Raw genomic sequence first — 12,941 nt, forward strand, 5'->3', positions numbered from 1 at the left:
CGGGCAACTGCTTCTTCGACATGGCTCCATCCTCGTTTCCAAGGTCTGGAGCCTCCATCAAACCCAGGGCGATTCACACCGACAGCATCACCAGCCGTACACGAAACCGTAACCGCGGCCGCGACGAAGGATACGGACTCGAACTCTAAAACCCGTGCGGTAAGGCCGTGTAAGACACAACGTAAGCAAGGTGCTCAATGTCCCTCAACGGCAACGGATCGCAACCCCACAACTTGCACAACAACAAGGCGTAAACGCGCACCGAACCGTGCACCGCCCGCACTCGAACCGCCGGATCTGGGTGCGGCACGCTGCGACCACGATCATCGCTGTACGTGTCCGCACGCTGATCGGCCAACGCCTCGTTCAGCGCCGCCTCAACACGTTCGAACCACTGCGGAGCGGCGCCTTCAGGCAACACGGAAGGCTCCAAGAACGGTGACGCTGCATGTGTCAGTCGAAACCCCTCGGCGAACTCCTCGGCACCGGCGTGCGTGGGCGCAGCCGTGCGCCCACATTCAATGATCGACGTGTACGCGTGGCGATCTGCGGCCATTCGCGCCGCAACCAGGCCAGCGACGTGACGCAGCACGCCTTGGCTATCCTCACCAGCCCACAACACTGCGGCCGTAGCCGCAGCAATCGTCTGCTCAGCCGCAACCTCCAGCTGTTCCAGATCTTCACTCATTCGCGTTCCTGCTGGCCTACCGCCGAGTCCGCTATTTGCCTTGCTAGATAAGCGATTTCCGGGTGCTTGATATCCGGACCGTCTGCATCGTTGTCGAGGTCCCACAGCAGCAGAAGCTCTGCTAGCCGCGCCACGTCGTGGCATGCCCGCACATACGGGGAAGCGGCAGTGGCGTCGCCAGGCAGCCAGCCCGGCCGCAGCCCCGATCCCGTGCTCATCAACTGCACGGCCTCCGCCCGTAACGTCCACCAGCGTTCGGCTGGTACCCGCGCACCACTGCTCAGCAGCTCCAACACTTCCCGGATGATTGGTGGCACAGCAAGATCGGGCACTGTCCCGGCCCGGTCCAGTGCCGTCTGCGCGGCGGCGAACGTGGTCATCCATGCCTCGGACCGATCGGGCATGCGGCCGTCTCGACCGAAGCCGGTCAGTCGCGCGTACTCACCCCGGTCGATTGTCTCCAACCGGTGCATATGTCCGTCATCAAGATGCATCGGCTCAACAGCACCACTCGGTGATGATGGCTTCGTAGAGCATTCGTCGAAATGCGGAATACTGGCCGCCCGGGCCGGTGCTGCAGAACCGCCGTACTCCGTGGAGACCGCCAGCGCCCACAACTCGACCCCGCTGCGGTCGGCCGCCCACTCAGCGAACGCCAGCATCGTTTCGGCCGGATTAACCCAGCTAAACCACCGCGACCGGAAGTCGCCAGGCAGGTCAGGCTCACTAAACAAAATCCGCGCAGAGCGCGGCACAAACACTCCGCGCGGAATGAATCCGGCGCCCTCGCTACTCACGATCACCGTCTCCACACCCGACCGCGTGAGAAAAACGCCGACGCACCAATCCAGAAATAGCCCGTGGACCGAGGAGGCGCGCAGCAGCTGATCAACCAGCTCAGATGCCCTCACCAGCAATGGATCAGGCTTGGAGGACCGGACCGCGTCGTTCGCCACACCGGCCGACGTGCCGACGCCCGATCCGACAACACCAGGTGGGAGCGGAGCTACCGTGCCGCCTGACGAGCTCGATCCTGGTGAGGCGGACACAACCGGCGGCCCTGCCGCCGGCGTCACCGACGCCGAGGAGGCGGCCGCCCGGGCGACATCCGACCCGAACGGCGGCAACGGCCCAGCTGGCACACCGCTGGCACCAACCGCCGGCCCCGCACTCATCGCAGGCGCGGGCGCAACGGCGGGACCCGCCGCCGGCCCACCAGCAGCGGCAGCAACCGGCGGAGGTGCCGACGACAAACCGCCCGCCGGCCCCGCATTGGCGGCCGCGGTCGACGGTGGCGGAGACACCGGCGGAGCGAACGGCGCGGCCGGCCCACCCAGGCCCGCGCTCAAGCCGCGGGAGAAGTCCGACGATGACGCGACCGGCCCCTGGCTGCCGCCAGTCGAGAGTCCGCTGCCCCCCAGTCCCGCCGGAGAGCTCAAGCCTTGCGATGGCAGACCGCCAGCGCCGAGCCCCGCCGGCGAACTCGCTGCTGGTGTCGACGGCATGTTGAGGCCGCCGCCACCCAAGCCTGACGATCCGGCCGCGGGCATCGACGGCGCTCCCCCGCTGCCAGATCCGAGGCTGGGCATGCTCATCGGCGGCGATAATGCTGACGGGGTACCAGCCTCCGTCCCGTTATGTTCCTTGTGGCTTGCGGTCGTTTCACCTGGGAGCCGATTACCTGTGCCCGCGCTGTCACTATGGCTGGAATCATCCGAGCCAGTCCCGGTTTTTGATCCCGAACTTTTCTCTTCCCCGCCGTCGTGCTCGCGCCGCCAGGGTCCACCTTTGGTGCTGTCGCTATCGCGCGGCGCGTCTTTTGGTGCTGGGCCGCGGCGCCAGCCAGCCGACATTCCACTGGCTGAGTCGGGTGCACATTTCTCGGGCGGTGCGCTCGGGTTTCCGCCTCCAAGTATGGGGCCAGAGGGGTTGTCCCCAAGGCTAATTGAGGCCCCTTGAGCGGTAATAGCGGCTGTAGCCTTGTCGGACAGCGACGTTGCATCGCGTCGGGCCTGGGCGACGATAGCCGCGATTTGAGGGCCGCCAAGCACCGGATTCAGCAGACCTGAGGACATGGCTTGGTTGAGCTTGTCGATCTCAGCGTGGGCTCGCGCGTCGAGATCGTCGAGGTCCTCACGGAGCCCGGCCAGGAGCCGGCCCACCTCGTGGGACACCCGCGCCATATCGAAGTACTGATCGGCCTGTTGTGTGCACGTGGCTGCCAATCGGTGGCACGCATTGCAGAAGCCGGTGATCGCGTCGCCGGACTGCTCGCCGGCGACTTGTGAGGCGATCGAGTCGATCTGTTCAGCGCAGTCCAGCAATTCCACGGCCTTGCCGTGCTGCGCTTCAGACGCCGACTGCAAGCTCGCTGGGTCGGTGTGGGGCCAGACACCACCCACGATCGGCACTGACCACTGCCGGCAGGGCATCCCCGCCGGTGACGAGACCGCTACCACGTGACCCCGAGCCGCGCGCAGACGTGCAGAGGGCCGCTGTATGCACCCACACTGTCAGAAAAAAGCGTGCGTAGGGATAGCGGGAGCGGACCCGGCTCCAGATCCAGGGCGATGAGGTGCTTGTCGTCGATGAACCGCTGGACGCTGCGCCGCAAAAATGGATCGGCGTCCTGGTGCTCATCAACGACTGGCTGCACCCGTCTGATCCAGTCGAGGATGTCGGTGATGAACCGGGCGGTCGCAGCGTCGCGGGCAGGCGTACCGGAATCGCCCAAATCAACGTAGCCGTTGTTGATCTCGTTCTCACTGGCGAGCTCGGGTCCGATCGCTGTACACAGTGCGCGGTCAGCTTGGGTCGTATCGCCCGCCGCCGGTGTACTGGAAGGCTGTGCGGCTTCTCGCACCGCGGCCGGACGCGTCGCCAAAGCGGCACTCCCCACCACCAGAGCAGCAATCGCGGTAATCAGCGCCACCACGGCCATCCACGAAAACCGTGGTCGGCCGAACTGTTGCTGAGCTGGTGGCGGCCAAACGTGTGCAACACCGCGAGGGTCCATTTCTCCAGCGTAGGACACCCAACCGACACACTCTCACGCTATTTTTCAAGGCCCGAATATCTGGATCAGCTTGGCAAACCCAGATATTCACGGCAGGGATCGATCCCCGCGGTCTTTCACTCCCACGCATGCCGCATCACTTGAGGATCATCGAGATCTTGGGCGGCCATGCCCGCGCGCTCCAGGTCGGCAACCGTCAGGTGCGATGGCGGCGCCCCGGTCGCCACCGGGTCACCGCTGGTCTCATCGCAGGAACGGTTCACTGATCCGGCGCAACTGCTTCCGATTTTGGGTGTACATCCCGGGCGTATACGAGCGCGGTCCGTTCGGCACCAGACTTCAAGCGGAACGCAACGGTAACCCGCGACCGGCCCACCTTAGTCACAGTCGCTTCGCGGAAGTGCCCCTTCACCGTGGCGTTGACGACCATACCGACAGTCAATGCGCCAATGGTCGCACGCGACTCCGCCACGCGATCGTGCTGCCACTGCCTTGCTGCCGCTTCCTCATCCAATCCGGCCAGCACCGCGAGCTGCGCGTCGCGCTCAGCCTGCTCGCGCTGCCGAACCTGGCGCTCACACTCAGGCCCGAGCCACCCATAGCGCGCAGCGATCGCTTCACACGCTGCCTTGTGCACTGCCACGGTCTGCGTCTCGTCGTACGTCGTGAACTCGTGGCGCAGCATGTTCACCACCAGCCGGTCCACCGGCCCGTCTCCCGGGATGTGACCGCGCTCAATGGCCACATCCTCAGCGTGCGAGATCGCGTGGCGTTCCAACGTTTCCCGCGACCAGGAGGGAAATGAAACCCGGAGTTCATCCACAGCCAACATCTTTCCCCTGACCACCGACAACCGCCTTCGGGCCAGTATCACGCTGCGCGCTACAGACGATCAACTGGCCGCTACCGGGTTCTCGCCGAGCGTCCGGTAGACGGTTGACCGTCCGACCCCGAGCAGCTGAGCTATCTCCCACACTGGGACGCCTTGGGCACGTAACTGCTGGGCGTGGCTCAGCCGGGCGCCCTTCAACGCGGGTCGGCGACCGCCGACCCGCCCGCGGGCCCGGGCCGCGGCCAGGCCAGCCACCGTGCGCTCCCGCATCACAGCGCGCTCGAACTCCGCCAAGGCGCCGAATACATGCAGCACGAGTCGGCCGGCGGCAGTGCTGGTGTCGATCTGCTCCCCCAGCGACCGCAGCGCCACACCACGGCCCGCCAGGTCTTCGACGAGGCGCAACAGCTCAGGCAGCGACCGGCCCAGCCGGTCCAGGCGCGCCACCACCACGGTGTCGCCCTCCTGAGCCGCGGCGAGAAGTTCAGCCAGCGCCGGCCGGTCTGCCCGCAGCCCAGACGCGGTGTCAGCGAAAACCCGTTCTGCGCCCGCGGCGTTCAGCGCATCGACCTGAGCCTGCGTGCTCTGCTCGGCAGTCGACACCCGCGCGTACCCGAGCAGGCTCAAAGCCGGGCCTCGATGGCAGCGAACCATTCACGCGTCGCGGGACAGCCGGCGTCAACGTCGGCCTGGCCGTCGTCGACGCCCCACAGGTCGAACGCCCACCGCTCCCAGGTCGATTCCAACGTCTCCCCGATGCCGGCGAGAACATCACCCCGCCCCAGCAGCGCAGCGACGGCCGCCACCTCGCCGGTCGACCACACAGACCGGTACTCATCCCAGCCGTAGGTACGCGCCAGGCCCGCCCGATGCAGCAAGTCCGCCGCCCGGCGCTCACGGTCCTCATAGGTCGGCCGGCGGAACATCTCGCCCATCACATCATCCATGTCTCTGATCCTGCCCTACCCCACCGACAAAATCGGGACACGATTACGGGACCATCAACCCGCAGGTCAGCGACGCGCCGCACCGCGGTCCCGCTAACGATCGTTAATGAGACGCGCGTGGAGTCTGTTCCGCTCGGATTGGCGCGGGAACGCAGCTCGAATAGTTATAGCGCTATAACGCTGTACCAATTTTCACTTCCCTATAGGTGCCTGACCAGGGCGAACGCAACGAGCCCTGTAATCCGATTCGCTTCGAGCGGTAATCGGTATGAGAGAGAAAAAGTTCACATGGGATGCCCGCGGCGCAGTTGCGGCTGGTATCGCCACCGTCGCCCTCATCGCCACGATGCTTGCGCCGGCGGTATGGGCTCCACTGGTGAGCATCGCCAACACGCTCGCTGTCGCACTGGCGCTACGGCCCCGCCAACGGTGGGACAGGTGGGACGGAGCTGCGGTCGTCGTCGCCGGCGCCGCAGTCCTCATTGTGCTGATAGCGCCACTCACTGCACCGATCGTGGGAATCGCCAGCGCCCTGGTCATCGCACTGACCCTGCGCCGACGATGACCGGGCTCTATGCGTGAGCTGCACTTATCCATTTATATGGAGCTATAACACTCCAACGCTCTAATGTTTTAATACTCTAGCGTTACGGCGTTCAAGTGTTATGGTGCTTGAGTGACTGCAATCGCCGTGTGCCACTCTCGAAAAGGGGGTGTCGGCAAGTCCTTCATCGCGTACGAGCTGGCAGCTCTGCTGGGCGCTGTGCTCGTCGACCTTGAACACGACGGTGGGGGAGTGACCGCGAAGTGGGGATACCGCCCCCAAGATCACCCTCGCGCTCGGCTGCTCGATGCGCTGGAACCAGGCATGACGGCACCACGGCCCTTGCGCGGATTCAAGAAGCCGGCGCTGATCCCCGGGCATCCCGATCTCTACGACCGTCAGCCTGATGCCACCACCATGGCCGACGCCCTCACTAAGTGGGCTGAGGAGTGGGACACAGACTGGATCATCGTGGATACCCACCCAGGTGCCAGTCCGGCCGCCCACGGCGCCCTGGCCGTGGCCAACATCGTGCTGGCGCCCACCGCTCTACGCACCGCTGAACTCGATGCCACCGCCGAGCTGGTCAACGAAATCGCGGACTACCCACTGGTCATCGTGCCCAACTTCGTGCCCACTACGCCGCCGGCCGCAGAAATCCAGCGGCTTCGCCAGATCATCGAGAACACCCCTGTGCAGGTGGCCCCACCGATCCCGACAGCCCTGCATGTCGGGACCCGGAAGAAGCGCATCGCGATCACCGCCGAAAACCCGCCGGCCAAATCTCTGCAACGTGTCGCCGACGCCCTCGGCAACCTGGCAACCTTCGTGAAGGGATACGTCGATGGCTGACGGGCTGGACTCGCTTACCGCGATGCGCACCAAGGCCACTACCTCGCGCCGTACCCTGCCACCGCCGCGGCACCAGCCTCGTCAAACACCTGTCCCAATGCCCGAGCCGTCACCACCCGCGCCGCCGCCCCCCTCACAAGAGGCTGTGACCACCGGACCTGCCCCAATGCCGGCGGCCGGCGAGCTGGCCAAGGTTTCGATTTATCTCGACGAGTCCACCGACACCTACCTCGAAACGGTCCGCGCTGCGGCGCGGACCACCAGGCCGCGCGTGGACGCCACCCGCAGTGCCGTCGTGCGCCTGGCTCTCAACCGCTTGGCCGGCCAACTGACGCCAGGCGAGGTCGTCGCCGAACTTCAACGCAATGTCGCAGGTCACACCGGGCCCGGCCGTAAACGTGCCTAGCGTTACAGCGCCATAATGCCGTAATGCTGTAACCGCATAGCGGCATAGATGTGAGCGCCGACCCTGCAATCGGGGATGATTCCGACCTAAATAGGTGTTAACCTAGCTGCGAGCAAGGTATCGGCCCTCGGGATTCGTCCTGACAGCTGGTCTGGCCCCTGGTGATAGCTACGGCCCCCAGGGGTTGCTCTATTTCTGGGGCCAGGTGCGTGTCCGAGGTGGCGGCTTAGGGCATCGGATCGATGATGTGCACCCGCTGTTGGATCAGCGAGAACAGCGAATTGTCGGCCCGGGTAAGCGTCCCGCGATAAGCCGAAGACACCAAGTCCGGCAACCACAACAGGTGCTCGTACTTCGGGGAGGTCAGCACCGCCTGCATGGACCGGTGCACCAGGCCTTCTGCTCTCATCGCCGAGATGTTCTTGCGGTCGAGATTGCTGCGGTTTCTCGGGTTGCGCTCTTCGAGCACCATCAGGTCGATCGACCCGCGTAGCGGGGCGGCCCCGATCGACAATGATGACGCCAGACCCCGCAGGCAGGCCCGCCGCGCTTCTTCCAGGTCGTGGTCGTCGTCGTCGATGCGGGAGTGATGCGCAATCACGCAGATCTCGTTACCCTCGCCAAGGAAGTTGAGCATCGAGGAGGCCTTCTTGCGGCCCTCCTCGGTGCGCAGCTCGTCGGTGGTGTGCCAGAACGTCCCGCCGGCGATGTCGCGGAGTTCCTGACGTAGCAGCGGCATTTCGGCCCGCTCCACCACCACCGCGGTGAACACGTAGAACCGGCTCCTGCCGTGTTGTCCATCATCAAATGTCTCATCGAGGTAGGCCACCGCGCCGGCGGTGTTGGCATACGCGCGGTCCAGAACTGGATGCGCGGGCGGCCGGTAAGCCATCAGCTGACCGCCCTGGTGGACACCACCGACACCGTGCCCTCGGCGGTCCTGCCCAGCCGCTTGACCTTCCGACGAAGATCTTCGCCCGCCTTAGGAGCCTCACCGCACGACACCGCCGCATCCGCCCAGGTACGGCCCTCTTGAGCCTTCATCCGGAGGATTTTGCGCTCCCGTTCCGTCAGCCTGCTAATGAGCCACACCAGCCGGGGATCGCTGATGTCATCCACACCTGCCGGCAGGGGAGGCGCCGGCACCATATCAACGAGCGAGACCCCGCTGGACTCATCCTGGGAGAGCTTCACTTTCCGGTCCAGCGACTCCACCGACCGGCCACACAACTCGGTCTCGCCTATCAGTCGAAAGTTCCGGTGCTCCCGGATCGTCAGCTGTCGAATCCGAGGGCACACGTCCTCATCGACTTCTAATTCCCCTGGTAGCCAGGCTGCCTCCTCCAGAAGCACCGCCGACGCCGCGTCGACCAAGGTCGCCGGGGTCCACTTGAACCCCAAGACCTCTTTCAAGAAGCGCACCACCGCGGCGACGTCGCCGCAGAGCACCGCACGCCGGGCCCGTAGCGCCGTCCGAAGTCCCTGCCAACCCCAGGCAACCCCATGATCAGCCAGCACTGAGAAGGACTGCAGCATCGTGGCGATCGACTGTTCCGGTGCCCGCCACAGGGCATCCATTGCGGCCCGGTGCGTGGTCTGCATCCACGACGACAACCCCTGCGAATGCACGGCCGAGGTCACTCCATCAAACACGCTGGTGCGCAACCGCTTCGACCACGACGGCCACTCATCGTTGGAAAACCCCGGCACTTTGCCGTTCTGCAGGTGATCGGTCAAGGAAAACCGCGGCAGTGAACCGACATCCAGCCCGGCGAACGAACCGAGATGCAGGTCAGCCAGCCCTTTCCCGGAGAGACCGGCGGTTAAGGCCGACACCACCGAGGACTGCGGACCGGCAGGCAGGAAAGATTTCGCCAGATCCGACAACGGCGGCTGCAGGGCCTTCCACGCCGGGGTCGCTGACCCGGCGATGTGCGAGCCCAGGCCCGGCGCCAACTTCGCACCCAACCCCGGACCGCCGTGTAGCTCGCCCCACGCCCGACCCGGCTGGGTGGCCCACAAGTCCGTCAGCTTGAACGCTGCATCAGCAGCCCCCACCTGCGTCAAGCGGTCGCCGCCAATCAACTTCGAGATGCTTGACACTGTCTCGCTAACTGAGGTCGTCGCCGCATCCATGACCGAGCGCAGCGCGGGGGAGCCGACCAAGAAATCGAACTTCATCCCCGCCCCCGCCGCCCCGGCTCTCCCGATCAACTGATCGGCCACCGAACTCATCCCCGGCAACGCGGCCGGCGACCGCAAGGCCTCACGGCGGGGTGGTGAATTCACCGGCTCACACTCAGTCTCATCGCCAACGGCGTGGCCCTCTTCCATCAGGCGGTCCTCCTCGTTGCATCGGCCTGCTCCATGCAGGAGCCCCTACACACAGGCCGCCACCAACGACGAAAACGACCAACTATGACCGACATCACATCTATCAGGGGTAATGCACCTCGACCAGCCATTATCTCAGCAGTAACCGACAAAAGCCGAACCACGAGTGTGTGCCGAACCAATCTCACCGTTGCGAGAGAGCGTCCACGCGCACTGATGACCTATTACGGGTCCAGCGGCCGTCGCCTCCTTGCCTGCACGTAGTGGTGGACCTGATAGGTGCCGGCGACGCGACAACAGCGAGTCACCGTCATTACGCCGCAACGTTACTTTCCCAGCCTTTTCTGAAACCCGGGCCGACACGCCGGTTTCCCGTGACGCTTTCGTGACCGGCGGCGTCGCGCCCAGTGGGCCGGTAGCTTTGCCTACCATGACGGTGCGCCTGGCGTCGGCGGAGCTGGTCCGCCAGCTGGTCCAGCATTTAGGCCCGACTCTGGTCACGGTCCTGGCCGGTGTCCGGGACCGTAAGCTTCCCCACAAGTGGGCCACCGGCGGTGGTCCTACTCCGCGACCCGAGGCCCTTCAACGCCTACAGGTCGCCCACCGCGCATGGGTCGCCGTTGCCGGTTCAGAAGGCGATGCCGTCGCCCGCGCATGGTTCATCGGGGCCAACCCGCGTCTTGACGAGGTACCCCCGTACGAGGCCATCCGCGATGGCGAATTCCGCAGGGTGATGGCGGCCGCGGCAGCGTTCGTGGATGGCGCCAACGACTGACTGTCGGTCGGCAGAGGCCCTTGTTTCGCAGATGCTGAAGTGTCTTGCGGCCGCGCTGGGGTGCGTCTTTCGGGCCGCGTGATAAGACCTGGCCGCGCAGCGGCGTCACTCCGCGACCGCCCGTTGGCGCGCATTGCGCCGCCGCCGGGCCGCGGCGCGTTCGGCCTCGGATTCATACGGGTAGGTCGGATTATCCTCAACAGCCGCCGCGTAGGCGGCGTCAAGAATCTCGTCTTGGACCTGCTCCATTGCTTATAACTAGAACGTATTAACCGTTATTACGTCACGACGCCCCTTCCTGGCCTGCACATTGTGGCGACGTTCCGGTGGTGGGCGTCAAGGGCCACGGCCGCTACGCGGTCGACCACAGGCCGACCCTTGACGCCCACCACCGGAACGCACAAGAGCGGCCAGTACGAGGAAGGGGCAGCTAAGACCGACCGCGATAGCGACGGATCATTGACGATGACCGCAGTGGGAACACCGCCGATTCGGCAGTGCCGCTGCACGATTCACGCTCGTGAACAACGTCAACACCCCCAGCAAGACATGCGTCGCGGTCGCCCAGTCAACGGCCTGGGCGACGACGAGAGCACAGGCCATCGCGATAGCCACTTGCAGCGACGGTGACGCAGTCAGACGACGGGGGTTCTGCTCCGGCGGGTTCGGCTTTAAGATATGCACGAGGTTCCTTCCTTGTTTCCAGCAATCGGGACCGTGGAGCTGATCGACACCGCACGCCATGCCCGGCGTGATATTCGGGTCGGTCAGTTTCCTTTTGTGCCCAACCGACAGGCACGGACCCCATCTTGAAGCCGACCAGAGACACGGCGCAATAGATGACACGGGGACAAGCCGACTTTCGACCTGACGCCGAGCCGCCGGTGCGGCCCCCGAATACGGATGATGCTTGGGCATACGAAGATCCTCACCCCACCAAGGGGTGAATATCCAGAGGACCCAGGCCGCGGCCACGCACCGCGGCGGTGGCTCAAGACAGGCCGTAGCGGCGGCGCAGCTCAGCGCCGCTGAGCGTCTCATCCGCCGCGTAGGCACGGTCAGCCTCGGCGAGCTCACTGGAAACCCAAGAGCCGGCGGAAACTTCGTATGTGCGTTGAATGCCTACGTAGTCGTGCGGGACGGTAATCCAATCATCATCTTCTGGGACACGCCGCTTGACTGCACGACCATTCACGATCATGGAGAGCTCGAGGTGCCAGAGCACGGCCGCGCCGGATGACCCTCCCGATACTCGCATGACCAACGGATCGTTGCTCGAAACACTGAAAATAATTGGGGCGATTCGCGTTTCGTTCGCGTCGATGCACCAATGGCTATGACAGCCTGATTTGGCCCCAGTGGGACGGTTCGAAGTGGCCCCACTTGGTGTGGCGGCGGGCTGTCGTTGTGACGGTCTGATTTGGCCCCACCTGCTCGACACGCCGGGGCGGTTATGACGGCTTGATTTGGCCCCACCTGACCGTGGTCAGTGTCCGGATGTTCCGGACTGCTGGACGGTGGAGGTGGGACTAGATGGTGAGGTCACGGGTGGAGCTGTTCGCTGCGATTCGTCACGATGATCGGGTTGAGGGCCTGTCGATTCGGGCGCTGGCTGATAAGCACCGGGTGCACCGTCGAACGGTACGCCAGGCGTTGGGCTCGGCGATCCCGCCGGAGCGGAAGGTCCCGCAGCGGGTTGCGCCGCGGCTGGAGCCGTTCAAGGCCGCCATCGATGCGATGTTGGTCTTGGATCTGGAGGCCCCGAGAAAGCAGCGGCACACGGCCAGAAGGGTTTTGGCCCGGCTGGTCGATGAGCACGGCGCTGGTGATCTGTCGTATTCGACGGTGCGTGACTACGTCGCCAAGCGTCGCCCGCAGATCCTTGCCGAGGCCGGCAAGCCGTTGGAGCTGGGCTATGTGCCGCAGACCCATCCGCCGGCCGCCGAGGCCGAGGTTGACTTTCATGACCTATGGGTCGTGATGGGCGGGGTCAAGATCAAGACCGCGCTGTTCACCATGCGGCTGTCGTACTCGGCGCGGTCGGCGCATCGAGCGTTTTTGACCCAGGGGCAGGAGGCGTTTTTGGAAGGCCATGTCTACGGATTCGATCGCCTCGGCGGGGTGCCGGTGGACAAGGTCCGCTACGACAACCTCAACAGCGCGGTCAAGCAGGTGTTGTTTGGGCGGTCCCGCCAGGAAAACGAACGTTGGATCGCGTTCAGATCCCACTACGGCTTCCAGGCCTGGTACTGCCAGCCCGGCCACGAAGGCAGCCATGAAAAGGGCGGCGTGGAAGGCGAAGGCGGGCGGTTTCGGCGCAACCATTGCGTGCCCATGCCGGTGGTGGATTCCATCGATGAGCTCAACGCCCTGCTGGAAGCCGCCGATGATGCTGATGACCGACGACGGGTCGCCAACCGCGCCACCAGCGTTGGCGATGACTGGACGTTTGAGAAGACGCTGCTGGCCCGAGCCTGTCACGAATTCTGTGTAAGTCAGAGATGATTTGACTACGAGTTGTAGTCTAGCACAACGGGATTCGACCGG

14 protein-coding genes and 2 pseudogenes are annotated in these 12,941 nt (G+C 64.8%); 6 read left to right on the plus strand and 10 right to left on the minus strand.

Translation table 11 applies throughout. The annotated features are described in order from the left end of the window. Positions 1-145: 145 nt before the first annotated feature. Complete coding sequence (locus BST28_RS22160; RefSeq protein ID WP_083083111.1) at positions 146-688, minus strand: hypothetical protein; 543 nt, start codon at positions 686-688, stop codon at positions 146-148. Continuing rightward, on the minus strand, positions 685-1,644 hold the full coding sequence (locus BST28_RS24960; protein ID WP_234808380.1) for an EspK C-terminal domain-containing protein: 960 nt from the start codon (positions 1,642-1,644) through the stop codon (positions 685-687). Before BST28_RS24960 ends, BST28_RS22160 begins: the two co-directional genes overlap by 4 nt. 1,122 nt (positions 1,645-2,766) lie before the next feature. Here BST28_RS24960 and BST28_RS24965 point away from each other — a divergent pair. Then, positions 2,767-2,976, plus strand: coding sequence for a hypothetical protein (locus tag BST28_RS24965; protein WP_234808381.1), 210 nt, complete (start codon positions 2,767-2,769; stop codon positions 2,974-2,976). Between the two features lie 164 nt (positions 2,977-3,140). Here the strand turns inward: BST28_RS24965 and BST28_RS22170 are convergent, their stop codons facing one another. The 5 genes from BST28_RS22170 to BST28_RS22185 form a co-directional block, all read right to left on the minus strand. Beyond that, positions 3,141-3,629, minus strand: a complete 489-nt coding sequence (locus BST28_RS22170) for a hypothetical protein (protein ID WP_083083113.1) — start codon at positions 3,627-3,629, stop codon at positions 3,141-3,143. 191 nt (positions 3,630-3,820) lie between these two features. Then, complete coding sequence (locus BST28_RS24285) at positions 3,821-3,967, minus strand: hypothetical protein (protein WP_165758132.1); 147 nt, start codon at positions 3,965-3,967, stop codon at positions 3,821-3,823. Then, on the minus strand, positions 3,964-4,527 hold the full coding sequence (locus BST28_RS22175) for a hypothetical protein (RefSeq protein ID WP_133054354.1): 564 nt from the start codon (positions 4,525-4,527) through the stop codon (positions 3,964-3,966). The genes BST28_RS24285 and BST28_RS22175 overlap by 4 nt, the downstream gene beginning before the upstream one ends. Before the next feature lie 69 nt (positions 4,528-4,596). Further along, the gene (locus tag BST28_RS22180) at positions 4,597-5,163 is read right to left on the minus strand and encodes a recombinase family protein (protein WP_083083117.1); all 567 of its coding nucleotides are present in this window, start codon (positions 5,161-5,163) and stop codon (positions 4,597-4,599) included. Then, the gene (locus BST28_RS22185) at positions 5,160-5,483 is read right to left on the minus strand and encodes a hypothetical protein (protein WP_083083118.1); all 324 of its coding nucleotides are present in this window, start codon (positions 5,481-5,483) and stop codon (positions 5,160-5,162) included. The genes BST28_RS22180 and BST28_RS22185 overlap by 4 nt, the downstream gene beginning before the upstream one ends. Positions 5,484-5,751: 268 nt before the next feature. Here BST28_RS22185 and BST28_RS22190 point away from each other — a divergent pair, with 268 nt between their 5' ends. From BST28_RS22190 to BST28_RS22200, 3 genes are all read left to right on the plus strand, one after another. Further along, positions 5,752-6,048: a hypothetical protein gene (locus tag BST28_RS22190; protein WP_083083120.1), complete on the plus strand. Its 297-nt coding sequence runs from the start codon at positions 5,752-5,754 to the stop codon at positions 6,046-6,048. A gap of 111 nt (positions 6,049-6,159) precedes the next feature. Continuing rightward, on the plus strand, positions 6,160-6,879 hold the full coding sequence (locus BST28_RS22195; protein WP_083083122.1) for a ParA family protein: 720 nt from the start codon (positions 6,160-6,162) through the stop codon (positions 6,877-6,879). Between the two features lie 145 nt (positions 6,880-7,024). Further along, positions 7,025-7,285 carry a hypothetical protein gene (locus tag BST28_RS22200; protein ID WP_133054355.1) on the plus strand — a complete coding sequence of 87 codons (261 nt, stop codon included), beginning with the start codon at positions 7,025-7,027 and terminating at the stop codon, positions 7,283-7,285. Between the two features lie 226 nt (positions 7,286-7,511). Here BST28_RS22200 and BST28_RS22205 read toward each other — a convergent pair whose 3' ends face one another. Beyond that, positions 7,512-8,177 carry a hypothetical protein gene (locus tag BST28_RS22205; protein ID WP_064920585.1) on the minus strand — a complete coding sequence of 222 codons (666 nt, stop codon included), beginning with the start codon at positions 8,175-8,177 and terminating at the stop codon, positions 7,512-7,514. Continuing rightward, positions 8,177-9,511, minus strand: coding sequence for a hypothetical protein (locus BST28_RS22210; RefSeq protein ID WP_133054356.1), 1,335 nt, complete (start codon positions 9,509-9,511; stop codon positions 8,177-8,179). The genes BST28_RS22205 and BST28_RS22210 overlap by 1 nt, the downstream gene beginning before the upstream one ends. A gap of 538 nt (positions 9,512-10,049) precedes the next feature. Here BST28_RS22210 and BST28_RS22215 point away from each other — a divergent pair. Next, positions 10,050-10,394: a hypothetical protein gene (locus tag BST28_RS22215; protein ID WP_083083127.1), complete on the plus strand. Its 345-nt coding sequence runs from the start codon at positions 10,050-10,052 to the stop codon at positions 10,392-10,394. 105 nt (positions 10,395-10,499) lie between these two features. Here the strand turns inward: BST28_RS22215 and BST28_RS22220 are convergent. Beyond that, positions 10,500-10,640, minus strand: a pseudogene (locus tag BST28_RS22220) (antitoxin); the annotation flags it as partial. 1,290 nt (positions 10,641-11,930) lie between these two features. Between BST28_RS22220 and istA the strand changes: the two are divergent. Next, positions 11,931-12,860, plus strand: a pseudogene (istA, locus tag BST28_RS22230) (IS21 family transposase); the annotation flags it as partial. Between the last annotated feature and the right edge of the window lie 81 nt (positions 12,861-12,941).

It is taken from the genome of Mycolicibacter kumamotonensis, assembly GCF_002086285.1.
Taxonomy (GTDB): Bacteria; Actinomycetota; Actinomycetes; order Mycobacteriales; family Mycobacteriaceae; genus Mycobacterium; species Mycobacterium kumamotonense.